The following is a 25,914-nucleotide window of genomic DNA, read 5'->3' on the forward strand; positions in this document are numbered from 1 at the left end:
GGTTCTCACAAAAACAGTCAGTCAGTCGTTGAGCAAGCGCCCGTGACGCAGCGCTTCGCGCCCCGCCACCTTGGCCAGCCAGAAACCGGGTTGGGCATAACGCAGCCGTTCAATGGCAAACAGCACCCCGGACGTACCAGCACACACCGTGCTGACCCGATCCGATAACGGATCGATCACTTCGAAAATCTCGTCGCCCGCTTCAACCCACTCACCGGGTTTACGCAGAAAACTCACCACGCCCGGATGCGGCGCGAACAGCAATTCAGTGCCTTCAAACGGCAGGCCTTCGCAAGCCTCTTGCGCAGGTTTTGGCCATTCGCCGCTGATCAAGCCTTGTTCCGCGAGGAACGCCAGAATGCCTTCGGCGTAAGCCACCGCCTCTTCGCGACCGGTATCGGATTGGCCACCCAATTCGATGGTCGTCGCCAGGCAGGCGAGCGGAATCTGCGCATCCGGAAACAGACGCGACAGACGCAGCCAAGGCAGCGAACACGCTTCATCAAAGGAGCTGCCGCCGGAATCTTCCGCCAGCAGACCGACCTTGACGTTCAAGTGTGCAGCCAGCGAACGCCAATGCGGCCAGTGTTGCGGCAAGGCGTACATGTGCAGCGCCGCTTCGCAATCGCAATGCAGGTCCAGCACCACATCGGCAGTGCAGGCATGGCTGAGCAAGATGCGCTGCATCCCTTGCAACTGACTCGCGGCCGGCGGCAATGCGGCCAGCACATCGCTCATGGTTTCACGGATCAAACGGACATTGGCGTGAGGATCGTCACCCAGATGCCCTTGCAACTCAGCGGCCACGGGCTCGCTCAGCTCGACGAAATCGCGGTTGAAATTCTTGCCGCTACCCGCCTCGAATCGCCCCTGATGATTACCCTGAAGCAGTTGACCCAGGCCCAGTGGATTGGCCACCGGCACCAGTTCGATCACTCCGTTGAGCAAGCCTTGGGCTTCGAGTTCGGTCAGGCGCTTTTTCAGCTCCCAGGCCGTGCGCATCCCCGGCAGTTCATCGGCGTGCAGGCTGGCCTGGATGTAGGCCTTGCGCTCGCCAGCGCCGAAGCGGAACACCGAAATCCGCCGTTCGCTGCCCAGGTGACTCCATGGCAAAGCATGATCGATGCGTTCCATATCAGTGCTTCCGTGGGGCCAGATAGCCCAGCCAGCGCAGCTCGGCCATTTTGAACAGGCGCACCAGAATGAAGGTCAGGCACAGGTAGAACACGCCGGCGGTGATGTAGGCTTCGAACGGCAAGTAGAACTGAGCGTTGACCGTGCGCGCGGCACCGGTGATGTCGATCAGGGTCACGATGGACGCCAGACTGGTGGTCTGCAGCATCATGATCACTTCGTTGCTGTACTGCGGCAGTGCCCGGCGCAGAGCCGATGGCAGCAGAATCCGCTTGTACATTTTGACCCGCGACATGCCCATGGCCTTGGCCGCTTCGATCTCGCCGTTCGGCGTGGCGCGCAGGCTGCCGGCGATGATTTCAGCGGTGTAGGCGCTGGTGTTGATGGCGAAGGCCAGGCATGCACAGAACGTGGCGCTGGACAGCCATGGCCAGAGGAAGCTTTCACGCACCGCTTCGAATTGCGCCAGGCCGTAGTAGATCAAAAACAGCTGCACCAGCATCGGCGTGCCGCGGATCACGTAGGTGAACAGCCAGGCACTCATGTTGACGATCGGCTGCTTGGAGACGCGCATCAGCCCCAGCGGCAGTGCCGCCAGCAGACCGAAAAACAGCGACAGCGCGAGCAATTTAAGGGTGGTCACCAGGCCGCCGAGGTACAGCGGCAAGGCCTCCCAAATGACGTTGTAGTCGAAGATCATAGATCAGCCGCCCTTACGCCTACCGAGTAGCGCTTCTCAAGGTGACGCAATGCCAGCAACGAGACGCTGGTGATCACCAGGTACATCGCCGCCACTGCGAGGAAGAAGGTGAAAGGCTCGCGGGTAGCGTCTGCCGCCTGCTTGGCCTTGAACATCATGTCTTGCAGACCGACCACCGAAATCAGCGCGGTCGCCTTGGTCAATACCAGCCAGTTGTTGGTGAAACCCGGAATCGCCAGACGAATCATCTGCGGTACCAACACCCGGAAGAACACCTGAAAACTGCTCATGCCGTACGCCATGCCGGCTTCTGCCTGCCCCTTCGGGATTGCCATGAAGGCACCACGGAAAGTTTCCGACAGGTACGCACCGAAGATGAAACCCAGGGTGCCGATACCGGCGGCCAACGGGTTCAGGTCGATGTAGTCGTCATAACCCAGCATCGGCGCAACACGGTTGAGCAAGTCCTGGCCGCCGTAGAAAATCAGCAGGATCAGCACCAGATCGGGAATACCGCGGATCACCGTGGAGTACAGGTCGCCCAGCCAGGCCAGCCAGCGTATCGGGGACAGACGCAGCGCAACGCCGATCAGACCCAGAACAATGGCCAGGACCATGGACGACAAGGCGAGCTGAAGCGTCAGCCATGCGCCATCGAGGATGACAGCCCCGTAGCCTTTCAACATGATTCAGGTCCTCGAAAGTTGGGATGAAAAAATGGCGCAAACCTCAGAGATCCTGTTGCTTGCGCCATTTCGCAGGTGTTGCGGGGACGATTACTTGCCGTAGATATCGAAGGCGAAGTACTTGTCCTGGATTTGCTTGTACTTGCCGTTTTCGCGAATGGCCGCGATCGCGGTGTTGATCTTGTCTTTCAACGCGTCGCCCTTGCGAACCGCGATACCCACGCCGTCGCCGAAGTATTTGACGTCGGTGAAGGCCGGGCCAACGAAGGCGAAACCTTTGCCGGCGTCGGTTTTCAGGAAACCGTCATCCAGCAGGGTAGCGTCTGCCACGGTGCCGTCGAGGCGACCGGCGGCCACGTCGAGGTAGATTTCGTTCTGCGAACCGTAAGGCTTGATCTCGGCACCCAATGGAGCCAGGACTTCGCGGGCGAAACGCTCGTGGATCGAACCACGTTGCACGCCGATGTTCTTGCCCTTCAGCTCAGCCAGGTTTTCGCTGACCTGAGTGCCGGCCTTCATGACCAGGCGAGCCGGGGTGTTGTAATACTTGTTGGTGAAGTCCACGGACTTCTTGCGGTCTTCGGTGATGGACATGGACGACAGGATCGCGTCGATCTTGCGTACCTTGAGTGCCGGGATCAGGCCGTCGAACTCTTGCTCGACCCACACGCACTTGACCTTCATCTCTTCGCACAGGGCGTTGCCGATGTCGTAGTCAAAACCCACGATGCTGCCGTCCGGCGCCTTGGAGGCGAACGGAGGGTAAGCTGCTTCGATACCGATTTTTACGGGCTTGTCATCGGCGAAGGTCGGCAGGGACAGCACGGACAGCGCCAGGGCGCCAAGCAGCACAAGTTTCTTCATCTTGGGACTCCATCGGTAAAGGGCAAAAACGGCAGAGTGAGCAACAGCCCAATATGCGAATGGGTTAAACCGCAAAGCGGTGCTGCGTCCTACGAACCGTGCGCTGATTTCAACACAGGCAACGACGAGCGAGTGATCGGCATTCTAACGACAGGCCCGAAGCCGATATTTCTTCAATGCGACAACAAATTACAGATGCACCGAGAAAGCCGCTTGAACGCGTTGACAGCCTTGCAATTTCATGCAAGAGCAAAAGACGGGGAACCGATCTATATTGCAAATTGCGGGCCTATTATTGGCAAACCCTTCTAATCCGGCAAGCGCAGCGTAGGGTCTTATTTTCAGGGCTGGATTGAAGGGCCCTGAAACGGGGCTTTGCGTTTCCCAATGCCTCGTTATCGGGCGGTCGGTTACACATTCAGTAACTTGAAAGGCGATTGGTAACAGTGGGAATGGGCCTACAGGTGAACCGATAAATATTGGCTGAAGATCAACGTCAAAGGATCGCAGCCTGCGGCAGCTCCTACAGTTGGAATGCGATCTCTGTAGGAGGGGCCGAAGGCTGCGATCCTTTGATCTTCAACAACAAAAAGCCCCACCAGGCTCAACACCTGGAGGGGCTTCGATGACTCAGGAATCGGCGCTTACGCGACGTTCATGGTCTTGTGCGTATCAATCAGATGCTGCACCACACCCGGATCGGCCAGGGTCGAAATATCCCCCAACCCATCGTATTCGGCCGTCGCAATCTTGCGCAGAATCCGGCGCATGATCTTGCCCGAACGGGTTTTCGGCAGGCCCGGCGCCCACTGGATGACATCCGGCGAAGCAATCGGACCGATCTCCTTGCGCACCCAGTTTTTCAGCTCCAGGCGCAGCTGCTCGCTCGGCTCTTCACCAGCATTCAACGTGACGTAGACATAAATGCCCTGCCCCTTGATGTCATGCGGCACACCGACCACGGCCGCTTCGGCGACTTTCGGGTGCGCGACCATCGCGCTTTCGATCTCGGCGGTGCCCATGCGGTGACCGGATACGTTGAGCACGTCATCCACGCGACCAGTGATCCAGTAGTAACCATCTGCGTCACGACGTGCACCGTCACCGGTGAAGTACATGCCACGGAACGTCTTGAAGTAGGTGTCAACGAAACGGTCATGGTCGCCAAACAGCGTACGCGCCTGGCCTGGCCATGAATCGAGAATCACCAGGTTGCCTTCGGCCTCGCCTTCGACGATGTTGCCCAGGTTATCCACCAGAGCTGGCACTACGCCGAAGAACGGACGCGCCGCGGAACCCGGCTTGAGGGCGTGAGCGCCTGGCAGCGGGCTCATCATGTTGCCGCCGGTTTCGGTCTGCCACCAGGTATCGACGATCGGGCAACGGGATTGGCCGACATTTTTGTAGTACCAGTCCCAGGCTTCCGGGTTGATCGGCTCGCCCACCGAACCCAACAGGCGCAGGCTGCTGCCATCGGCGCCTTCAACGGCGGCGGTGCCCGAGGCCATCATCGCGCGGATCGCGGTCGGTGCAGTGTAGAGAATGTTGACCTTGTGCTTGTCGACGATCTTCGCCACCCGGGTGATGTCCGGGTAGTTCGGCACGCCTTCGAACAGCAGCGTGGTCGCGCCGTTGGCCAGCGGGCCGTAGACGATATACGAGTGGCCAGTGACCCAGCCGACGTCGGCGGTGCACCAGTAGATTTCACCCGGACGGTAGTCGAACACGCGCTCGTGGGTCATCGCCGCATACAGCAGGTAACCGCCGGTGGTGTGCTGCACGCCCTTCGGCTTGCCGGTGGAGCCGGAGGTATAAAGGATGAACAGCGCTTCTTCAGCGCCCATCTCTTTCGGTGCACACACGGTGCCCGCCACTTTCATCAGGTCCTCGAACCAGATGTCGCGGTGCTGGTTCCACTTGATGTCGCCACCGGTGCGCTTGCACACGATGACTTTCTGAATGCTGCTGGTTTCCGGGTTGGTCAGCGCGTCGTCGACGTTGGCCTTCAGCGGAATCTTCTTGCCGGCCCGTACGCCTTCGTCAGCGGTGATCACCACTTTGGATTTGCAGTCGATGATGCGGCCGGCCAGGGCTTCCGGCGAGAAACCGCCGAACACCACCGAATGAATCGCGCCGATCCGGGTGCAGGCCAGCATGGCGACCACGGCTTCGGGGATCATCGGCATATAGATCGTCACCACGTCGCCGCGGTGCACATCCTGGCCACGCAAGGCGTTGGCGAACTTGCAGACTTGTTCGTGCAGTTCGCGGTAGGTGATGTTGCGGCTTTCGGCCGGGTCATCCCCTTCCCAAATAATCGCGATTTGATCGCCGCGCTCGGCCAGATGACGGTCGAGGCAGTTGTAGGAAACGTTCAGCGTGCCGTCGGCGAACCATTTGATGTCGACGTGGTGATCGTCGAAGGACGTCTGCTTCACCGTGGTGAAAGGCTTGATCCAGTCGAGGCGCTTGGCTTGTTCACGCCAGAAGCCGTCCGGGTTGACGACCGACTGCTGGTACATGGCCTTATAGGTGGCCTCGTCAGTCAGCGTGTTGGCTAGAACCTCGGGACGAACGGGATACAAAGAAGCCGCACTCATCTTTCTTACCTCGGTGGAATAGTTGTTTTTGTATGGCTCCAGTTGTAGCCGGGCCGGGCCTATAGAACCATTCGACGATGGTAGTAACAAGCCCCTACAAAATGTGGCTATACCGCGACGAGGCGCTCAATCCCGGTTACTTACGGTCAACGTAGGAGCTGGCGAAGCCTGCGATCTTTTGATCTGCGCTCTTTTAAAGTCCAAAGATCGCAGCCTTCCGGCAGCTCCTACAAAGACCGAGCCCCCTGTGATCGCGCAGAACTACACAATCCCGTAGGAGCTGGCGAAGCCTGCGATCTTTTGATCTGCGCTCTTTTTAAAGTCAAAAGATCGCAGCCTTCGGCAGCTCCTACAGGGGGGGCGTACGGCGTTTTCGGGGATTGTTACCAAATCTGCCAAAAGTGTTTATCAAAAGCACGGCTATATGCACGCCACTCCCAGGCCTAAAATCAGCCTCGCCAACACGGCAATGTGATTAACCCAGTTGCAGCCCCCACGAAGGCAGTTAATCCAAGACTCTTTATTAAAGCTCCACACGCAATCCAGAAAAGATTGCGCGACCCCATTCGACCTCAGAAAGGTAATTTGAAATGAAAGCTTTATGGGTTCTGGTCCTCAGCAGTCTGTGCGTAACCGCCATGGCGGATGAGGTCCCGACTGATGTCGCACAGCAACAACCCGCTATTGAGGAATACACCTACTCCACCCACCTGGACATCGCCAAAGTCATATCGATGAGCGAAATCCCGAATGTCTGCGAAGTGGTTCCGGCCAAAATGGAATACGACGATTCCAAAGGTCAGCGGCACATTCTGCGCTACAGCGTCATGGGCAACGGCTGCACTAACGGCTGATCCGCCCCCCCTCTTATTTATCAAGGCTCGCCCCATCCACCCCGCCTTCAAGGCAGATGAAGCGTCGAGCATTACATCGATAAATACGATTGTTTTAAGCGTTTATTCACGATTTTTAATCAAATTAGTTGGCGTAGGATGAATTCATACCCAAAGGGCACACAACGCCAACGAACCTGGAGATACCACCATGAAAACCAAACTGATCCTCGCCTTGACCCTTTCCGTCCTGGCCGCCAACACCTTCGCCGCCGATGGTTACGACCACACTGGTTCGGCTGCTTTCACTCAAGCGGCTGTCGCTTCTGACGGTTATGACCACACTGGTTCGGCTTCTTTTGCTTCCGATGGTTCTGATCACACCGGCGCTGCCAGAGTTGCTGCAGACGGCTTTGATCACACGGGTGCTGCCAAGGTCGCCGCCGATGGTTCTGATCACGTAGGTGCTGGTCGTCTCAGCTGAAAATCGAAAATGCCCTCATAGCCCGACTTCGGTCGGGCCTAGTTGTGTCTGGATCGGTCAAAAATCGACCAAAACCACTACATGTAGTAAAAAAGGCTGTTTTTGATTGTTTTTTGAGCAAGCCATTTCAAGAACATTTTCAGCCAAAAACTGCACCCCAAAAAACGACCCCCCTCCCCTGAAAGCCCCGCCCCACCGTGCTTGCAACACAACAACAGACCATAACCACGCGAACACCCAGCCCTCACCGTCAAAAACCAGCCAAAACAGGCGAAAAAAAAACTTCCTCCGCCAAAGCCCTGTAAACCCTCGCTCCAACCTGAAAACGCCCCTCACCGACCGCTGCGAGTGCCATTTCGCCGCACCACGGGGCCGAAAATTTCCTTATAATGCGCACTTAAACGGGCCTGCAATATTCCCTTACAGGGGTGAAAAGCCAGTCTGAAGCCCACGCAGAGCGGTTCACATTTTCTGCGCCCATCAGCGGCTTCGGAACACCCGTACAAAATTCGATTTATTGCCTGCGTTGTACCGCTGCAACAAACGATTTCCTTTAGATCCAACGCGGCCAGAAACGGCTGTGTGAAAAACCAACCTATCAGTTTTCACACGGGCAATCTGGCCCTCACGCAGGAGACGACACGTCATGCTGAGCTGGGACGAATTCGACAAAGAAGATGACGGCGAAGTCGCTGTAAAAGGCGCCAACGCCGGCCACGCTTCTGAAGCCAACATGGACCGCCTCGACAGCGCCGGTGGTGCCGCCGCTCAAGAGGCCCGCGCCGTGACCGCGACGGACTCTGCCGCGATCGCCCGCGCCAAGGCTGCCCTGGATTCCCTCGACGTCGCCGAAGGCCTCGCCGAACTGGAAGGCGCCTCTGCCCGTGTAGCTGTCGATGAAAAGCGCATGATCAACTGCCGCGCCGACCTCAACCAGCTCGTCCCATTCAAATACGACTGGGCATGGCAGAAGTACCTGGACGGTTGCGCAAACCACTGGATGCCGCAAGAAGTCAACATGACCGCCGACATCGCCCTCTGGAAAGACCCGGAAGGCCTGACCGACGACGAGCGCCGCATCGTGATGCGCAACCTCGGCTTCTTCTCCACCGCCGACTCCCTGGTTGCCAATAACCTGGTCCTGGCCGTGTACCGCCTGATCACCAACCCGGAATGCCGCCAGTACATCCTGCGCCAGGCCTTCGAAGAGGCGATCCACACCCACGCCTACCAGTACTGCATCGAATCGCTGGCCATGGATGAAGGCGAAATCTTCAACATGTACCACGAGATCCCATCGGTCGCGAAAAAAGCCACCTGGGGCCTGAAATACACCCGTTCGATCTCCGATCCGAAGTTCGAAACCGGCACCGTCGAAACCGACAAAGAGCTGCTGCGCAACCTGATCGCCTACTACTGCGTTCTGGAAGGCATCTTCTTCTACTGCGGCTTCACCCAAATCCTCTCCATGGGCCGCCGCAACAAAATGACCGGCGTCGCCGAGCAGTTCCAGTACATCCTGCGCGACGAATCCATGCACCTGAACTTCGGCATCGACGTGATCAACCAGATCAAAATCGAAAACCCGCATTTGTGGGATGCTGAGATGAAGGAAGAAGCTTCGCAGATGATTCTGCAGGGGACTCAGTTGGAGATTGAATACGCACGGGACACCATGCCTCGTGGGGTATTGGGCATGAATGCGGCGATGATGGAGGATTACCTCAAGTTCATCGCTAACCGTCGGTTGTCGCAGATTGGGTTGAAGGAAGAGTATCCGGGGACTACGAACCCGTTCCCTTGGATGAGCGAGATTATGGACTTGAAGAAAGAGAAGAATTTCTTTGAGACGCGGGTTATTGAGTATCAGACTGGTGGGGCGTTGAGCTGGGATTGATTCCTGGACCTAGCCACGGCCGGTTGTGATCTGAATCGGCAGATTGGAAAAATCAAAAAGCCCTGACTTGTTCAGGGCTTTTTAGTTTGGGAAGAAGAGTACCCGCCCCTCGTAGCCGTTACCGAAGGCTACGTCCGAGCCGGGGTCGCGCCCGACCAAAGCCCTCGCAAAACTAAACACCCCGCCGTTGGTCCGAGAGGGGTTCATGATCCATGAAACGGAACTATCGTTTTTTATTACATCGTATGGATACGTTCCTTTCAGGCACGCGTTCATGATTGATGCCAAGGCGCTCAAGGAACAGAGCCATCCCTGTGCGCATATTATTTCCAATGACCTGCTAGAAGGAGCAAAGCCATGTCTGGAAAATACAATGCGGAAAGTACGGAGACAGAACTCCAGATCTTCTCGAAACAATCGGATAATCCCGTAGTCCTGAAAGGCAATCTGACATCCCTGCACGACAAACCGGAAAAAATCCATCAGCTACTCGATATCCTCGAACTACCGAAAGGAACCGAAGTTCGAGTCATCACCAAGGCAGCATCAGTCATCGTGCGCTAACCCAAATGCCCTTGCACAAGTGCTTGTCACTTGTGCAAGGAAGTGCAGCGAACAAGAAGCCAAAGGGTTAAAAGATCATGCAAAGCAAGGAAGCCACCAGTCTTGTCAGCGAACGCTTAAAAGATAACGTCTCTGTGGTGTTCTCGAACGACAAGACAACAATTGCATACGCGCTGTGGGAAGTGAAACTTCCTGTCAGTTGGGTGAACGCTCAACCCGTCATAAAAGACCTGCTTGATCGACGTATATCCCGCGCCCAGGCACTGGAGAATCCGATAGCCAATCCACTGGTAAATCTGCTCAGCGCACAGGGCTGTTTCACATCGATTGAAAAAACGCACTATTCTCTTAAAGAAATAAAAGCGCTGTTTGATCCGCTCCGTTCCGAATGGTACGCAACCTATTATGCCCATCTCGCCTGGGAACAAATAAGAACTGGAAAGTCCAACCGCAATGTATTGTTGGCCTGGTTAATACACAACTATCACATCTCTCGCGCCGCTGGCATTGTAGCGGCCCGAATGGCGTCCTTGGGAAAAGAAACAATCTCGACTCAATTCTTTCAACAGGATGCACTGGAAGAATATTGGCACTGTGATGCGTTCTACTCTCTGGATACGCCCTTGCTGCAAGGCGTAAGTCTGGCTGATGTGAAATCCTATGTGCCTCTGCCTGGTTCGCTGGCATTTGAAGAGCACTGCCTGCAAGTCGCAGAAACCGATCCATTAGGACATTTATTGATCGCTTATTTTCAAGAGTCGAGCATCGCTTTCGCCAGCGCCAGCAATGATTTCTATCAAGTCGTAGAGGATCAATACGACATCAAAGGTTTATTCAATACCTGGAAACAACATATCCAGATAGACGTCAACCATGGCCATGCCGAGGGGCTCGGTCAATTATTGGACTCCGCTAGCGAAGTGGAAGCAGCTGTATTGGAGCGCGCGTTGCGCAATGCCTGGCTCGGCTTCTATTTTCTATGTTGTAGCCTGGACGACATTCAACACGAGCAGCACGGCGATGAAATATACCTGCGGCTACCGGTTGAGCAGAATGTAGCCCGCGATCTCCCTAACTTGTGGGAAGCGCTGACCAGCCATCTCGGCATGGAAAAGTTTCCCCAGACGGCCCGCTTGCGCGATGTCGATCAGGCTTTTCTAGTCGACGGATTATGCAAGAGTGCTTTTCGGGCGCTCGGCTTTGCTCGCGACCACGATCAGATCATCGCCTGCGGGGGAGTTGCTAAAGCTTTCTCCCGGCATGCCAAGCCAAGCGAATCCGACAATCCGCTCAATCCATGGTCGCTGGCCATCACCAACCACTTGTTGGAAGCCGCCAACTGCCCCGCCACTTGGTTGATGCTGACTAGCCTGCTAGGCGAACGACTCACCCAGTTCAAGTTGACTGGTGCAGTGAGAACCTGCATCGAACAGGCACTGCGCGGCTGCGTATTGATCAGCTCAAGCTGCCGTTTACCTTTAACGGCGTTGCGCCAACTGGACGAACTGATAGTCCGCTGGCTTGGCAGTCGCGATCTGATGCCGCACAGGTTGTTACAGATATAGGACGGGGTCAGCAATGTCGCACTTCTCTCTCCATGGAAAGTACCGCGTACAAAGCCGGCGAGACTATGCCACATCAGCACTGGAGGGTGAGTGGTATGGCGGCCCGGGTGTGCTGGGCAATGCGGGTATCAATGAGGCATTACGGGCCCATCCGTTCTGGACTGGACAGGTACAGGTGGCGTTGCGGCCTGCGCTAATCAGTCAACGTTTCGGCAAATTCGCCTCCGAGCCGGACATTCTCTACAAGCATGACCTGTTCATCCCCGCCCCCAACAGCGATCCCATGCTGGAAAATATTGTCGATGTGCTCAAGTCGTGGCAGAACTGGATCCAGCGGAAAAAATTTGTCCAGACGCTATTCTGTGCTGAAGACTATCAGCACGCCATGGGGCACTTAAGCGACTTGCAAACGACCATCGCCAATGAGTATATGGTGCATGAGGCCGGGCACTTCATCGCCTATGATGTTTTTACCAAACAGAATGATGGTTATTTCGCACCCGGCGGAAAAACCCTGTGGCCGCTTATCTACCTTGAAGAATTCCGCGCGGATTTGAATGCTTTCGGATTTGCAGTAAAACTGCTACCGCCTGAACAGGCTGTACAAATCTTCCTGTATAACCTGCTACTTCGCTTTGGCGTTCATCGCCAGGGCATATTGACCCTGCACAGTGCACCTTACGGCCTGATACCTTATCTCTTGTTCTGTTTACTGAACGAGCTTGGCTTTATTGCAGTTATTAACGTGCATGGGCGTTATTGTTTCAGGTTAAGCAATCTTCATACAACAACCCTCATCGGCTTAATGCAAGACTGTGCCCATCATGCGAAAGTACAATTGAACACGGTGGAAATGACCACCATCCGTTCATGGGAGCGGGCTCTCGCTGCGGCGAGTTACGTTCGGAATCGGTTGGAACAATATGAACAGACCGGGCAATTCGCATTGGTAATGAACCAGCCTGCAACAGGCAAGGAACAAGCAGGACTGACCAACAACCTAATCCCTATACGCTTCCTCCTGACTTGCCTGTCCCGCAGGATGACGGTGCGTGTGATCATCTAGCGAAAATGCGGTTGCCGGAAATCGAATTGACGTCTACAGAGGGCAAACTCTGGAATCTGGCTAAACACGCCGGGAAAACAATAGTCTATATCTACCCGGCCACCGGCGTACCTGGCAAAGACCCCATACCAGACTGGGATGCTATTCCAGGAGCACCGGGTTGCACCTTGCAATCACTGGGCTTTGGCGAGCGTTACGAGCAGTTTAAGAAGATGGGGTATCAGGTATTCGGTGTCAGCGGACAGAGTGCGGCCGAACAGATCGAGTTCAAGCAACGAACAAAGCTACCCGTCATACTCTTGAACGATTCAAACTTCATTCTGCGAGACAAACTAGGCCTGCCCACATTTCAAGCGTACGGCCATTTGTTTTACAAGCGTTTAGCTCTGATATTAGAAGACGGAAAAATCAGACAGGTGTTTTACCCAGTATTCCCACCGGATCAATGCGCAACCAAAGTATTAGCATGGCTGGAGAGCAACGAGTAGACCTATCCGTAAGCTGTTTAAACAGTAGCGGGCAGTAGGCCAACTTCGTACAACTGAGCCGTTAGCAACCTTGGCGCCGGTGCGGATGCGAGTAGTCAGCCAAGCTGGACGAATCGGCCCATATTGAGTCTGTTGCATTGGCAGGATGAAGGCTGGATTCGGCTACGAGATATGCCTTATTTGTTGCTCAATCGCACGCGTCGGCGGGTACCGGTGGTTAAACCTTGGTGGCGGAAGGTTCTGGAAGTGTTTCAGTCGTCGAAGCATTCGGTGGGTTAGTGCGGCGGTGTCTTTGTAGGATCGCTTGAGCGATACGTCGGTCTTTTCTGTAGGAATTTTCGTAGACAGGTGTAATGGCCACTCAGTATCGTCCGAGGGTTTTCAACCCTCGGCGATTGTATGAGCGTAAAGAAGAAAGACAGCGACTGGAGCGTTTCTGAGATTAGGGCTGCGGTGGATGCCTACCTGAAGATGCTCGCGCTAGAACTAAGTGGCCAGACATTCGTTAAGACGGCGGAAAATCTTGCGCTGCGCGAAACAGCCTTACCCACCCGCACCAAGATCTGTCGAATTCCGGATGCAGAACATCTCTACGGTTCTGATGGAGATGGATCGGGAATTCATCAAGGGATACAAGCCTGCCAGAAACGTTGGCTCAAATGTTGAGCAGTTAATTCGAGCTGCGCTTACTGAAAGAGGCATTCAACCTGGTGACCCCACCGCTCCGACAGCTGATGAAGAAACCCTAGAACGCCGCGCTGCTGCGCTCCAAAAGCAAAAGATAAAGGAACCGCCAAAAGGCATTAAGAAACCGAAGCGAGCGGCAAGCTCTCGCACGGCATATATACGTGATCCCGAAGTCAGAGCCTGGGTTCGAAATGAAGCCGAAGGTCATTGCGACGGCTGTGGCGAGCCCGCTCCGTTTCAAAAGCTTGGTTTGCCTTACCTGGAAGTCCACCACGTTAAGCCGCTCGCCGAAAATGGCTCGGATCAAGTCACCAACGCTGTAGCGTTGTGCCCGAACTGTCATCGGAGCTGCCACCATTCCGACAAAAAAACTGAGCTCACAGCATTACTTTATAAGCAGGTCGCACGGCTAATTCCTGAGTGATTAAACGTGGACCGTGGCGAGGGAGCTTGCTCCCGTTCGGCTGCGAAGCAGTCGCCAAGCAAACAACTTGATCTGTCTGATATACCGCGTTTGCCGGGTTTGGGGCTGCTGAGCAGCCCAGCGGGAGCAAGCTCCCTCGCCACAGGTTGGTGGTCGGCTTGATGGCTGTGGTGGTTTTGGAAATCGCGGGCAAGCCCGCTCCCACAGGTTTGGTGTGTTGCCATCGATTTGCGGTGTGTTGAAAACAGTCAGTGCAACCCGCCCCGCCTCCCGCTATTAATACCCTTCCCCACTCAAGGACCCGAGCCCACCATGAAATTCGACCTCGCCTACTGCCTCAGCCTCGACGACAAGCTGTCGATCTATGACGTGCGCGATTTGAATTTCGACGAGACGATGGAGTTCGATTCCGCCAAGGAGCACTTCCAGTGCCCTAACGATGCCTGCCGTTCGGAGTTTGATGCGGCCAACGTATTGGGGACGTTCAACGCCAAGAATGTGAATTACGTGCGCACGCCGCACTTCAAGAACATACCCAGCACGCGGCATGTCGAGGGTTGTCCTTATGTCAGTCTGAAGACGCCGGCGTCGGGCCTGGAGGCGGACGGTGCGGAATCGGATGACAGTCGCGAGGAGCATTTTCCGTCGGAGTTGTTGCTGACTCGGCGTGAGTATGTGCGTAAGCCTGCGAGCCCGGCGGTGGCGGCGGATGTCATGCGGGATGACCCAAAACCAGCTTCAGCGGCCAGTAACGTCGAGCACCCGAGCCGGGAATCAGCGCCGGACAAGACCAGTGTCTTCGCCCATCCGGTGGAGTGTTTTGTGTCGAACTTCGAGGACAAGGAGCTGCTCAAGCGCATGCCGCTGAAGATTGGCGAGCACTCGGCGCCTTATGGGTCGTTCTTCAAGAAGATCGAGTATCTGCAGGACAACAAGGGGCTGATTTACTGGGGCAAGATCAAGGAGATCAAGGATTACACCCAGAGCTTTCGCATCGATTTCGAGCAGAAGGTCTGGTTCAAGCAACCGGACGAGGCGAAGAAGAAGCCTTATTCGGTGAACGTTTATTTGAGCAAGAAGCTGATCGACAACTACCGCAAGCGCAAGGCGTTTCTGGAGGAGATCAAGCACGCGGTCGACAGTGACGCCGAGTTGTATTGCTTCTTTTATGGGGTGACGCCGGAGTTGAAGCAAGTGCCGAGCAAGAAAAACCCCGAACAGACGTTCGGGGTGTTCAGTGCCAACATCGAGAACCTGGATCACTTCATAATTCGTGAAGCACCGGGGTTAGCGGAGAAGTAAATTCGCCTCAGGGCAGTTGCAGCGCTACCCCGCCTGGGTGTTGTTTTATGAGGTTGTAGGGCAGGACGCTCCATTCAACATACCCACACGAAGCGGCTACATGAGGAAATGATGGCTCTAGCTTGATGCCGTTTTCGGCGAAATGCCAAGACAGGAAACGCCACGGTTCTACATCACTGTAGGCACAGTCTTCATCACTGGTCATCTGATCCGGATAGAGCTTACTGAGCTGGTCCACCAACCATGGCGCGAACTCGTTGGAACGGTACGCGGAAAACGCGGTGAACGAGTCAGGTGACTGATCGCTTTCACCGTCGAGTTCATCGTAATGCAGCGGTTTCCCCTCCCCCACCCAAAGCACATCCTCAAGTACCAAGGGCTTGCCGGTCTTGGCATCGAGGTTGAGCGGCACATCGTTCTGATCCGGGTAAGCGCCGCCACAGCTGTACTCAGTACCGATGTTCACGCTAATGACCGAAGGCGTCATCAACAACGGTTTGATCGTTTGGTGATAGAAATTCACGCCACCGCCGGCGAGACATCCGTAATAACCCACTACTTCCAGCCACAAGCGCCCCATCAACTGTTGATTGATCCGCTGACGCTCTTCGGCGGTGTAGCCCGAAACGACTTCAAATAGCGTCGTCTTGGTTTGCGGCTCGCTCCACCATTGCAGCGAGTAGCCATTAAACGTTTCGGTCTTGCCTTGTTTGAGCGTCATGCCTTGAAGGCGCAAGTATTCGTAAGGCGAGTTTTCATGGAGTGCTGCGAGATAGGGCAAGGTATCGGCGGAAACTGGCGGGAGATTCGCTTGCTGCAACTCGACCTTGAGGACTTTGCCCTGAGGGCTGGTCCATTCGCCGGACCAACCGTTGGGTTTGTCCTGCAAGCGAATTTGCGGAAGAGCAGTATCCTCACCATACCGCTGGTTTCCCTCGACAAGGACCAGGGTTTCCCCTTCCTTTGTGCCACTGAGCACCAAGTCCTTACGGTACTTCTGATAGAAATAGCGGCCCTCACCGCTGTTGACGTTCAGCTCCAGCACAATCGGCATTTTGCCCAACGTGCCGGTGTAAACCCGCTCGCCATTGCCGGCCCACAGCACGGTCGAAAAAGTTGAACAGGCCAGCGCGACAATGCCGGTCAGGCCAAACAGTCCTTTGAACATCACATCATCCTTGAAGGAAGCGAGCATCTGCTCGCGAAAAAGTGGCGCGGAGTATGGCGAATCAGCGTCTGAGAATCGATATGGGCAATGTCCGATCAATCCTGCTCAAGCTGCTGCATCAGTTCTTGAGTTTCCCGTCTTACTTCTTTGCGCCGATCACGTGCAGCCTGGATGCCGGACTCGTCGAGGCCGCAATACTGACGTAACCAGTGCACCATCATCTCTTCGCTCGGGAAGTAATAGTCTTTATGGCCTTTACTGCCTCTGAGGAAGTCGTTCATCTGCGCGTCGAAGCGGCCAGCCGCATACTCGTCCGGCGGTAAGGTGCCCCACTCTGCAGCGCAATCCTGGAAGAACCAGGCGATATCGTCGATGTGCTTTTGCGCACCGCGATGTCGGCGTTTGTACAGTCGGTACTCGCGATTGCTTTCCTCAAAGCGCTCCATGATTGGCTCATCTTCGACCCAGCGAAGGATGTCGTGCTGCCCCGCATGATGGATCAGGCCGTTTATCCATCGTTCGGAAAAACGTTGAACAAAACCTTCCACGTCAGCCTTTTTAGCATCCGCGAAGATCATGCAATAACGGGTTTGCACATGGATGACAAACAACACGTGCTTGCGTTGCACGGTGATGGCATGGACCAGCCACTGTTCGGTGGATTCAACTGACTCATCGTCTTCGATAACAGGCGATGGCGGTTTCTCCACCGAAGTGATTTTCTTGCCCTTGCTCACGCGACTGAAGAAGTCACTGGCCGCTTCGGTGCAGTTGAAGATCAACATCCTTGGTCCTTTTGGTTCATGTATTGAAGGACACTCAGTCCTGTCTCACGATCTCGTCAACCCATTCAAGCTCATAGGGTTGGCGAACAACAGCGGCAATATAATTCAACGCATCTTCACTAAGAATTGATAACTCTGCTTCGGTCAGCAAGTCATGCATGACCATCAAGCTCAAACCTGTAAGCGCGCTGGAGCGAGATTGACTGTTGTAGTCAAAGGCTCGGGCCATGTCCTTGTTCCGATCCTGGATCAATCCATAGAGCATTCCGTATCGAGCGTGAGCTGACAGCGCCCCGTGTTGGGCGATCGTCTTGGCATCGGCAAGAACACCTTGGCAAAATCGATCGAGCGCAATCTTGCGCAGTTCCTTGAACTTCTTCCAGTCACTTTCGAGGATCGGCATGACATTCTCCTGCGTGAAATCTTGAACAGTGTGAAGGCCTATTCTTGCGAATAAGCCGACTGATTCCAACCTCACTTGGCGCACATACTCAGCATCACCAAAACCAGCAAACCAATATATACCCGCGCATGCACCCGATCCGGTATCCGCCCGATCCACGGCGTCGCCAGGCGAATCCCCACCAGCGATCCAGCCGTCAACACCGCAAACGCCAGCACATCCACATAACCGACGAACCACAAACCCAGATCAAACCCGGTAAACCCCGCCATCGCCATGTAAGTCAGCGTCCCGGCCAGTGCAACCGGCAGACTCAACGGATTGGCCATGGACGTCGCCCGGGACATGCTCAGCCCACAACGCCGCAGCAACGGCACGGTCATGACGCTGCCGCCCACGCCGAGAAACGTGGCGATGGTGCCGATGCCTACACCGCCGCCCGACATTTCTGCCCTGTCCAATCGCCGTGGGATTACAGCGTCGGGCTGTGTGAGAAAACCGCGTCGGAACAGGCAGTCCAGGATCGTCACGCCGAGGTAGGCGATGAAGGCAAAACGGATCAGTTCGCCACTTGCCCACATCGCTGCAACGGCGCCGACGATCGCGCCCAAACCGATGAACCCGCCCAACGGCCACAGGTAGTGGCGAATGAGGTTACCGGCGCGGTGATGTTTACCGGTGGCGATCAGGGCGTTGACGATCATCACGCAGGTCGAGGTGGCTACGGCGATGTGCATCGCCGATTGGCTGATGGGATCGTCGGTGCCGTGGCTGGCCGTGAGCATGCGGTACAGCAGGGGCACGACGACGAAGCCGCCGCCGAAGCCGAACAGCACGGCGGTGACGCCGGTCATGCAGCCGAAGAGTGCCAGCAAGAGGTAGAAGAACATCACGCATCGTCCGTTGGTTGAGAGGGGTCGACGATAGAGCGATGGGGCTTGGCCTATCACCGGTAAGAACACTCTATGTGGGAGCGGGCTTGCTCGCGAAAGCGGTGTGTCAGGCGACATTAATGTTGGCTGTGCCGCCGTCTTCGCGAGCAAGCCCGCTCCCACATGGATTGCTCTTAACTTACTGGTATTAGGGCTTGGCCTGCTTCAGTAAGTCGGCCAATAATGTTTGCGTTTACGCCAACCGCTGGATGCCGCTCGATGCGCAATGTTTCGATTGATCTGCTGGACGACACGCCACGGCGGGTGGTGGCCCTCGGCACGGATTACCGTGATGGGCAGCTGTTGCCGCGCCATACCCATCGGCGGGCGCAGTTGTTGTACGGCGCCACCGGGGTAATGCAGGTGAGCACGCACGACGGCAATTGGGTGGTGCCGCCGCAGCGGGCGGTGTGGATTCCGCCGGGGGTGGCGCATGAGGTATTGATGTTGGGGGTGAGCACGCGCAGCTTGTACATCGAACCGGGGGCGGTTGATTTGGGCGATCGCTGCCAGGTGATCAGTGTTTCCCCGTTGATGCGGCATTTGCTGATGGAGGCGGTGGAGGTTGCGCTGGAGTACGACGAGGCCGGGCGCGACGGTGCGCTGATCGACTTGCTGCTGCACGAGTTGGCCCGTAGCGCTCACTTGCCGTTGCACATTCCACTGCCTGTGGATACGCGGCTGCTTGGGTTGTGTCAGACGTTTCTCCAGCAACCAAATGCTCATCAAACGCCGCAACACTGGGCGAATCAGTTGCATATCAGTTTGCGTACGTTTAATCGGTTGTTCCGCCAGCAGACCGGGCTGAGTTTCAGCCAATGGCGGCAACGGGCGTGTGTGGTGCTGGCTTTGGCGCGGCTGGCGGTGGGCACGCCGGTGACGCGGATTGCCCTGGATTTTGGCTATGACAGCCCGGCGGCGTTTTCGACAATGTTTCGTCGCGTGCTGGGGCAGGCCCCCTCCGTTTGGTTGGAGGGGGCGAAATAGCGAGGCCAAAAAAGCACCTGCCAAATGCAAAACCTGTGGCGAGGGAGCTTGCTCCCGCTCGGCTGCGAAGCAGTCGCAAATCCGATGCATGCGGTGTACCTGACAGAACAAGGTTGCAGGTTTTAGGACTGCTTCGCAGCCCAACGGGAGCAAGCTCCCTCGCCACAGGTGCAATGTTTGTCTCACAACGCCATAAGCATCAGCCACTGCCTTGTTCTGACAGCAACTCAAAACTCTGCTCCTTCACGTCCTGGGAATCCAGACCGATTTGCACCCGGAATTCGCCCGGCTCGGCGGCGTATTCCAATTGGCTGTTGAAGAACTTCAAGTCGTTCTCATTAATGCTGAAATGGACTGCTTTCTCCTCTCCGGCCTTGAGCATGATTTTTTGAAAGTTCTTCAGTTCTTTCACCGGACGGCTGACGGATCCCACAACATCGCGGATATACAGCTGAACCACCGTTTCGCCGTCGCGCTGACCAGTGTTCTTCACCATGACGCTGGCGACGAGGTTGTCGGTCTTGCTCAACGTGGTCGACGACAGGGCCATGTCGGTCAGGCTGAAATCGGTATAACTCAGCCCATAGCCGAAGGGATAAAGCGGACCGTGGGATTGATCGAAATATTGCGACGTGTAGTTGCGAAGCGCACCCGCTATGTAGGGGCGACCGGTGTTCAAGTGGCTGTAGTAATTGGGTATCTGCCCCACGGAGCGTGGAAAGGTGATGGGTAATTTGCCGGACGGGTTGTAGTCGCCGAACAGCACATCAGCCACGGCGTTGCCTCCTTCCGAGCCGCTGTACCAGGTTTCCAGAATCGCATCGGCCTGTTTGTGCTCCTTGCCGATGGACAGTGGCCGGCCGTTCATCAGCACCAGTACCAACGGCTTGCCGGTGGCTTTCAGAGCGGTGATCAATTCACTCTGGCGCCCAGGCAGGTCGAGGCTGGTTCGACTGGCCGCTTCATGAGACATGCTGCGGGGCTCGCCCACCACCGCAATCACAACATCGGCTTGCTGTGCAGCCTTCACCGCTTCATCAATCATTTCTGCTGCCGGACGCGTGTCATTCTCGATTTTGGACACGCCCTGGTATTCCAGGTATTTAACGACCTCCTGATCCTCTTCGAGATTGGCGCCTCGGGCATAGATCAGCGAGCCTTGGGTCATTGCGTTTTTCAGCCCGTCATAAATCGTCACCGATTGCTCGGCCACGCCGCTTGCAGACCAACTGCCCATGATATCGACGGTACTTTTTGCCAACGGGCCTATGAGTGCGATCACGCCCTCTTTTTTCAGCGGCAAGAGGTCGTTTTCATTCTTCAGCAGCACCAATGTCTTGCGTGCCACCTCACGGGCCTGGGCTCTGTGCAGACGGTATTCGGCGTTGTTATCAGCGGGGTCTTCACTGGCGATGCCGATGCGCCGATAAGGGTCTTCGAACAGCCCCATGTCGTACTTGGCCCCAAGGACCTCCCGCACTGCGTTATCAATATTGCTCTGGGAAATAGCGCCCGACTCAAGCAGCCCCTGTAGCTCCGGACCGTAGGAAAAGTCGTTCATGCTCATATCGACGCCGGCCTTGATCGCGAGCCTGGCCGCTTCTCGGTGATTCTTCGCCACACCATGCTGAACCAGATCGTTTATCCCGTTATGGTCGCTGATGACCAGCCCCTTGAAGCCCCATGCCTTGCGCAGCAGGTCTTGCATCAACCAGGCATTGGAAGTGGCTGGCACGCCATTTATCGAGTTAAGCGCGACCATCATTGCCCCCGCGCCCCCCTCGATTGCCGAACGATAAGGCGGCAGGTAATCCTGGTGCATTCTGGCCAGGCCCATGTCGACGCTGTTGTAGTCGCGCCCACCCTCGACAGCCCCGTACAACGCAAAGTGTTTGGCGCTGGCCATGATGCTGTCGGGTGCATTCGGACTTGTGCCCTGGTAGGCCTGAACCATCGCTTTGGCAATGCGCGAAACCAGATAGGTGTCTTCGCCAAAGCCTTCAGAGGTGCGTCCCCAACGAGGATCCCGGGCGATATCGATCATCGGGGCGAAGGTCAGGTCGATACCGTCCGCACTGGCTTCTTTTGCCGCTATCCGGCCGCTTAGCTCAATAGCGCCAATGTCCCAGCTGGAGGCCAATGCCAGGCCAATGGGGAAAATGGTTCGATGGCCGTGTATTACGTCCCAGCCGAAAAACATCGGGATTTTCAGGCGACTTTGTTGAGACGCGTCCTGCATGGGGCGGTTTACGAAACGGCTTACAGAGCCGTAGGTACCACCGATTCGCCCGGCGGCGATTTCTTCGCGTATTTTTTCGGGGGTCATCTTTTCATCAATAGCGATCAGCCTCAGTTGGCCGATTTTTTCCTCCAGGGTCATTTGACTTATCAGGTTGCTGACAAAGGCCTCTTTGCTCAACGATGCCATATCAGCCGCGGCGGGCAAGCTTGTAAAACCGATCAGGGCACATAACAGACGTAGTCTTTTCATGATTCCCTTCCCTGCATAACGCTGTGGCGCACTGCGTCATAAACGCCACCTTCCGTGTATTGAAGATCAGAAAGCTGACGTTCAATCGTTGCTGCTCACGGGCGTTGAAAGCCTTGAGCGTTCAGGTGCCCGCATAGAAACAGCGTAGTCGCTCCCAAGCGCCTGCCAGAGCGAAAAACAGAATCGATCAAAAAAATGAGTTTGATCCGGGATCAAAACAACTGTACAAAAACACAGTACATTTTGAATCAGCACTCTCGAGCCCGGAGAACACCATGGCCACTCTTGCGATGAAAATCACCCTGGAACGTATCGCCCTCTTCCAGTTCACCCCCGCCCACTGTGCCCAGGCCCGAGCGATGCTGGGCTGGAGTGTTGAAGAATTGTCCGAGGAATCCGGGGTTTCCGTTGAGGCCATTCAGCGCTTCGAGGCGGAGCGCGATGTGCTCGATGTCACTCGGCTGGCGTTGGCGTATCGGTTCGAGTCGCAAGGCCTGGTGTTCTTCCCGGGATTCGCACCGGGCAGAGGGATGAATGTGAGAGGGTCGACACCGGATCCGGTGGGGCGGGCGGATTATGCAATGGTTGAGTGAGGTGTCTGCAAATGAATGAAATCAATGGAAGCAATCGCTGCGTTCATGAGACGTCGGGCTATCCTGAGGCGGGTGAGATGCGGGCCAAAGCCGAACACGTCATGAAGATTGGCTTGCTCCTCGACAACGGTCAGCTGAGCAAGACTGAGGCCGCGCAAAGGCTCGGACTGTCTCAGGAAGAACTGGACGAATTACTGAGTGGAAAACTTCGCGATTTGACTGTGGCAAAGATCTCGGAATATCCAAATTTGGGCGAACGCAGATAGAGGGGCAAGGAGTCGGGCCGCTCCCACGGCAAGCGGCCCGATAGCACAACGTCAAGCGTTCTGAGGCGCCGCCTGATCGCCTTCACCTTCCACCTCAAACCACCACGCACTGCCCTGTTGCGGGAACATCACGTTGAATGCTTCGCCCATCTGCGGCGTGGTGATCGACACGCTCCGCTCCCAGGCCAATGCCAGAATACGGTCGAAGGGTTCGTACCAGGCGTGCATCGACAGGTCGAAGGTGCCGTTGTGAATCGGCAGCAACCAGCGCCCTTTAAGGTCGATGTGCGCTTGCAGGGTTTGCTCGGGCTGCATGTGAACATGCGGCCACTCGACGTTGTAGGCACCGGTTTCCATGAGCGTGAGGTCGAACGGGCCGTACTGTTCGCCAATGCGTTTGAAGCCCTCGAAGTAGCCGCTGTCGCCACTGAAGAAGAGCCGCGTGTCGCCGTCGATCATCACCCACGACGCCCAAAGGGTGCTGTTACCGTCGAACAGGCCACGACCGGAAAAGTGCTGCGAAGGGGTGGCGACGAATTGAAGGCCATCGACCTCGGTGCTCTGCCACCAATCCAGTTGGCGCACTTTGCTGGCATCGATACCCCATTTGATCAGGGTGTCGCCCACACCCAGCGGGGTAAGGAAGTATTGGGTCTTGTCCGCCAGTTTGAGCACGGCCTGATAGTCGAGGTGGTCATAGTGGTCGTGAGACAGGATCACCGCTTCAATCGACGGCAGGTCTTCGAGGCTGATCGGTGGCTGATGGAAACGCTTCGGGCCGGCCCATTGCACTGGCGAGGCGCGCTCGGCAAAGACCGGGTCGGTGATCCAGAATTTATCTCGCAGTTTCAGCAGTACAGTGGAATGACCAAGGCGATAGACGCTGTGGTTGGGCGCAGCGATCAACGCTGCCTGGGTCAGGGTTTGCACCGGGACGGGAGCGGACGGACGGGTGTCGCGCGGTTTGTGGAAGATGAAGTTCCACAAGATGCGCAAGGTTTTGCGAAAGCCTTCGCGCTTCACCGGTACATGATTTCGATATTGGCCTTGCGCCTGTCGTGAAGCTTCAGGCGTTGAGGCGTTATCCGCTGGAGAAGTTAAAGTGGCCATGACTGAATGACTCCAGGAAAACCGCAGTTCGCGATTTTCCCCTTGGGGACGATAGATGGCCAAAGCACGCACGCATCAGCCGCAGATTCTATTTTTTACTGAGCAGGATTAACAAAACATTACACTGCACAGTGTAGTTTCAAGGTTGCATCAAAGCCGTTCACAAGTAAACTGCCAAGTGTAGTTCTCCACTTCTTCCTGACTAAGCGTATTTATGACAGCTCCACAACGCCTCACCGATCGTAAACGCGAAGCTATTATTCAGGCGGCGATTGCCGAATTCCGTGCCAACGGTTTCGACATCACCAGCATGGACAAGATCGCCGCCACCGCTGGCGTGTCGAAGCGCACCGTGTACAACCACTTCCCGAGCAAGGAAGAGTTGTTCGCCGAAATCCTCAATCAACTGTGGGCGCGGGTAACGGCCGAACAGGAAACCGCCTACCGCCCTGATCTGCCCCTGCGCGACCAGTTGCGTCGGATGTTGCAGGCGAAACTGCAGATGCTGGCCGATGACAATTTTCTCGACCTGGCGCGAGTAGCGATTGCCGCCACCATCCATTCTCCCGAGCGCGCACAGAACATGGTTGCCCGAATGGGCGAGCGCGAAGAAGGCGTGACTGTATGGATTCGCGCCGCTCAGGCAGATGGCCGATTGAAACCGGTCGCACCCGAATTCGCCGCACAACAGGTGCAGGGATTACTCAAGTCCTTTGCGTTCTGGCCGCAGATTTCCATGGGCCAGCCAGGCTTGGCGCCCGAGATGCAGCACACCGTTGTGGAGTCGGCGCTAGACATGTTCCTGGCTTGTTATGAGCGGTGAATCGGGTTGCAAAAAATGACAATGTGTACTGTTTTGCCGAAGGCTGGATAGCGCTGAAGAGAACACCGTAATTTGTTTCAGAATGAAACTGAAGCGTTCGTAAAGTAAGGAACCGCTATTCAAGGAAGTTTCAGCGTGCGCCCCAACTCATCGAACAACGTCACCACCGAGCGCAACGCGCGGCAATCCGGGCGAGTCAGCAGCCACAGGGCTGTGTCGTAACCGTGCAAGGGCTCGGTCAACGGTTGCAGTCCGTCACCGATCAAAAAGTCCGGCAACGCCGCAACACCCAGCCCGGCCCGCACTAACTCTGTCACTGACAACATGCTGTTACAGCGATAACCAGGCGTCACGCCGGGCAATTGTTGACGGCGCCATGCGACGGTGGGGTGATCGGGCAGGAAGTCGTCCGGGGCGATCCAGGTCAATGCAGCCAGGTCGCGGGAATCGACTGATTGCAAATAGGCCGCGCTGGCACATACCCGGTAGGAAATATCCGCCAACCGCCGACCCACCAAATGTTCGGGCGGTGTGCGGGTCAAGCGCAAGGCGATGTCAGCATCGCGACGGCTGAGGTTGGCGAAATCGTTGGAGGTGCAGAGTTCGATGGTCAGCGCCGGGTAAGACGGCATGAACCGCGCCAGCGCCGGCAACAACAAACTTTGCAGGACTGAATCGGTGCACGTCAGGCGCACAGTGCCGCTGATGATTTCACCGCCCTGCTCCACGCCAATGCGCGCCGCCTCCAGCGCTTGTTCGGCGCGCTCAGCTTGCTCGGCCAGGGTCTGCGCCAGCGTGGTCGGCAGGTAACCGGCGCGGCTCTTTTCGAACAGTTGCTGACCCAACGCGGCTTCCAGTCGGCGGACGGCGCGAAACACCGTCGAGACGTCGAGCTTCAACAACGCCGACGCCCGGGCCAGAGAGCCGCCGCGCACCAGGGCGAGGATCAGGGACAGGTCCGGGTAGTCCAGCCGATAGTGCGTCGGTGCATTGATCACTTGGGATAACGCCAATATTGATTGCGTGAACGCCAATCTATAGTGGGTGCCAGGAATCAACAAG

General features: G+C 56.1%; 25 protein-coding genes and 1 pseudogene. 14 read left to right on the top strand and 12 right to left on the bottom strand.

Annotated features, from left to right (window positions below):
• Positions 1-21: 21 nt before the first annotated feature.
• The 5 genes from ABH909_RS25145 to acs all read right to left on the bottom strand — a co-directional run bounded on the left by ABH909_RS25145 (position 22) and on the right by acs (position 5,984).
• Entirely contained in the window at positions 22-1,134 is a 1,113-nt protein-coding gene (locus tag ABH909_RS25145) for a M14 family metallopeptidase (protein ID WP_429438260.1), read from the bottom strand.
• Position 1,135: 1 nt separating this feature from the next.
• Positions 1,136-1,834, bottom strand: coding sequence for an ABC transporter permease (locus ABH909_RS25150; protein WP_429438263.1), 699 nt, complete (start codon positions 1,832-1,834; stop codon positions 1,136-1,138).
• Positions 1,831-2,520 carry an ABC transporter permease gene (locus tag ABH909_RS25155; RefSeq protein ID WP_007904805.1) on the bottom strand — a complete coding sequence of 230 codons (690 nt, stop codon included), beginning with the start codon at positions 2,518-2,520 and terminating at the stop codon, positions 1,831-1,833. The genes ABH909_RS25150 and ABH909_RS25155 overlap by 4 nt, the downstream gene beginning before the upstream one ends.
• A 90-nt stretch (positions 2,521-2,610) precedes the next feature.
• Positions 2,611-3,384: an ABC transporter substrate-binding protein gene (locus ABH909_RS25160; protein WP_008009943.1), complete on the bottom strand. Its 774-nt coding sequence runs from the start codon at positions 3,382-3,384 to the stop codon at positions 2,611-2,613.
• A gap of 644 nt (positions 3,385-4,028) precedes the next feature.
• Entirely contained in the window at positions 4,029-5,984 is a 1,956-nt protein-coding gene (gene acs, locus ABH909_RS25165) for an acetate--CoA ligase (protein WP_429438266.1), read from the bottom strand.
• Between the two features lie 590 nt (positions 5,985-6,574).
• Here acs and ABH909_RS25170 point away from each other — a divergent pair.
• From ABH909_RS25170 to ABH909_RS25215, 10 genes and pseudogenes are all read left to right on the top strand, one after another.
• Positions 6,575-6,838, top strand: coding sequence for a DUF2790 domain-containing protein (locus ABH909_RS25170; RefSeq protein WP_429438269.1), 264 nt, complete (start codon positions 6,575-6,577; stop codon positions 6,836-6,838).
• 190 nt (positions 6,839-7,028) lie between these two features.
• A complete protein-coding gene (locus ABH909_RS25175) occupies positions 7,029-7,301 on the top strand; it encodes a hypothetical protein (RefSeq protein ID WP_429438274.1) in 273 nt (90 codons plus the stop codon).
• A gap of 646 nt (positions 7,302-7,947) precedes the next feature.
• On the top strand, positions 7,948-9,198 hold the full coding sequence (locus ABH909_RS25180; protein ID WP_258616658.1) for a ribonucleotide-diphosphate reductase subunit beta: 1,251 nt from the start codon (positions 7,948-7,950) through the stop codon (positions 9,196-9,198).
• Between the two features lie 357 nt (positions 9,199-9,555).
• Positions 9,556-9,762, top strand: a complete 207-nt coding sequence (locus ABH909_RS25185; protein WP_095634587.1) for a hypothetical protein — start codon at positions 9,556-9,558, stop codon at positions 9,760-9,762.
• 77 nt (positions 9,763-9,839) lie between these two features.
• Positions 9,840-11,327: a hypothetical protein gene (locus tag ABH909_RS25190; RefSeq protein ID WP_429438278.1), complete on the top strand. Its 1,488-nt coding sequence runs from the start codon at positions 9,840-9,842 to the stop codon at positions 11,325-11,327.
• Positions 11,328-11,340: 13 nt separating this feature from the next.
• Positions 11,341-12,393 (top strand): hypothetical protein, encoded by a 1,053-nt coding sequence (locus tag ABH909_RS25195; RefSeq protein WP_429438280.1) that lies wholly within the window; start codon positions 11,341-11,343, stop codon positions 12,391-12,393.
• Between the two features lie 11 nt (positions 12,394-12,404).
• On the top strand, positions 12,405-12,881 hold the full coding sequence (locus ABH909_RS25200) for a peroxiredoxin (protein WP_429438283.1): 477 nt from the start codon (positions 12,405-12,407) through the stop codon (positions 12,879-12,881).
• A gap of 123 nt (positions 12,882-13,004) precedes the next feature.
• Positions 13,005-13,160 (top strand): annotated as a pseudogene (locus ABH909_RS25205) (BRO-N domain-containing protein); the annotation flags it as partial.
• A gap of 298 nt (positions 13,161-13,458) precedes the next feature.
• Positions 13,459-13,992 (top strand): HNH endonuclease, encoded by a 534-nt coding sequence (locus tag ABH909_RS25210; protein WP_429438286.1) that lies wholly within the window; start codon positions 13,459-13,461, stop codon positions 13,990-13,992.
• A 312-nt stretch (positions 13,993-14,304) separates the two neighbouring features.
• The gene (locus ABH909_RS25215) at positions 14,305-15,294 is read left to right on the top strand and encodes a hypothetical protein (protein WP_429438289.1); all 990 of its coding nucleotides are present in this window, start codon (positions 14,305-14,307) and stop codon (positions 15,292-15,294) included.
• A gap of 7 nt (positions 15,295-15,301) precedes the next feature.
• Here the strand turns inward: ABH909_RS25215 and ABH909_RS25220 are convergent, their stop codons facing one another.
• The 4 genes from ABH909_RS25220 to ABH909_RS25235 all read right to left on the bottom strand — a co-directional run bounded on the left by ABH909_RS25220 (position 15,302) and on the right by ABH909_RS25235 (position 18,540).
• Entirely contained in the window at positions 15,302-16,462 is a 1,161-nt protein-coding gene (locus ABH909_RS25220; protein ID WP_429438292.1) for a hypothetical protein, read from the bottom strand.
• A gap of 95 nt (positions 16,463-16,557) precedes the next feature.
• Positions 16,558-17,247, bottom strand: coding sequence for a DUF6933 domain-containing protein (locus ABH909_RS25225; RefSeq protein ID WP_429438294.1), 690 nt, complete (start codon positions 17,245-17,247; stop codon positions 16,558-16,560).
• Between the two features lie 34 nt (positions 17,248-17,281).
• On the bottom strand, positions 17,282-17,650 hold the full coding sequence (locus tag ABH909_RS25230) for a hypothetical protein (protein WP_429438297.1): 369 nt from the start codon (positions 17,648-17,650) through the stop codon (positions 17,282-17,284).
• Positions 17,651-17,721: 71 nt separating this feature from the next.
• Positions 17,722-18,540 carry a sulfite exporter TauE/SafE family protein gene (locus ABH909_RS25235; RefSeq protein WP_429438299.1) on the bottom strand — a complete coding sequence of 273 codons (819 nt, stop codon included), beginning with the start codon at positions 18,538-18,540 and terminating at the stop codon, positions 17,722-17,724.
• Positions 18,541-18,801: 261 nt separating this feature from the next.
• Here ABH909_RS25235 and ABH909_RS25240 point away from each other — a divergent pair, with 261 nt between their 5' ends.
• A complete protein-coding gene (locus ABH909_RS25240; protein ID WP_429438301.1) occupies positions 18,802-19,569 on the top strand; it encodes an AraC family transcriptional regulator in 768 nt (255 codons plus the stop codon).
• A gap of 199 nt (positions 19,570-19,768) precedes the next feature.
• Here the strand turns inward: ABH909_RS25240 and bglX are convergent, their stop codons facing one another.
• Entirely contained in the window at positions 19,769-22,060 is a 2,292-nt protein-coding gene (gene bglX / locus ABH909_RS25245; RefSeq protein WP_429438303.1) for a beta-glucosidase BglX, read from the bottom strand.
• Positions 22,061-22,335: 275 nt separating this feature from the next.
• Here bglX and ABH909_RS25250 point away from each other — a divergent pair, with 275 nt between their 5' ends.
• Together ABH909_RS25250 and ABH909_RS25255 are read left to right on the top strand one after the other, a co-directional pair.
• Positions 22,336-22,653, top strand: a complete 318-nt coding sequence (locus ABH909_RS25250; RefSeq protein ID WP_429438306.1) for a helix-turn-helix domain-containing protein — start codon at positions 22,336-22,338, stop codon at positions 22,651-22,653.
• A gap of 11 nt (positions 22,654-22,664) precedes the next feature.
• Positions 22,665-22,919, top strand: coding sequence for an XRE family transcriptional regulator (locus ABH909_RS25255; protein WP_429438309.1), 255 nt, complete (start codon positions 22,665-22,667; stop codon positions 22,917-22,919).
• Between the two features lie 51 nt (positions 22,920-22,970).
• Here ABH909_RS25255 and ABH909_RS25260 read toward each other — a convergent pair whose 3' ends face one another.
• Positions 22,971-24,029, bottom strand: coding sequence for an MBL fold metallo-hydrolase (locus tag ABH909_RS25260; protein ID WP_429438312.1), 1,059 nt, complete (start codon positions 24,027-24,029; stop codon positions 22,971-22,973).
• A gap of 214 nt (positions 24,030-24,243) precedes the next feature.
• Between ABH909_RS25260 and ABH909_RS25265 the strand changes: the two genes are divergently transcribed.
• On the top strand, positions 24,244-24,852 hold the full coding sequence (locus tag ABH909_RS25265) for a TetR/AcrR family transcriptional regulator (RefSeq protein ID WP_429438315.1): 609 nt from the start codon (positions 24,244-24,246) through the stop codon (positions 24,850-24,852).
• Between the two features lie 119 nt (positions 24,853-24,971).
• On the opposite strand, the gene ABH909_RS25270 is transcribed toward ABH909_RS25265, so the two are convergent.
• Entirely contained in the window at positions 24,972-25,913 is a 942-nt protein-coding gene (locus tag ABH909_RS25270) for a LysR family transcriptional regulator (protein WP_429438318.1), read from the bottom strand.
• Position 25,914: the final 1 nt, after the last annotated feature.

Source organism: Pseudomonas sp. BS3782 TE3695 (assembly GCF_050435305.1).
Lineage (GTDB): Bacteria > Pseudomonadota > Gammaproteobacteria > Pseudomonadales > Pseudomonadaceae > Aquipseudomonas.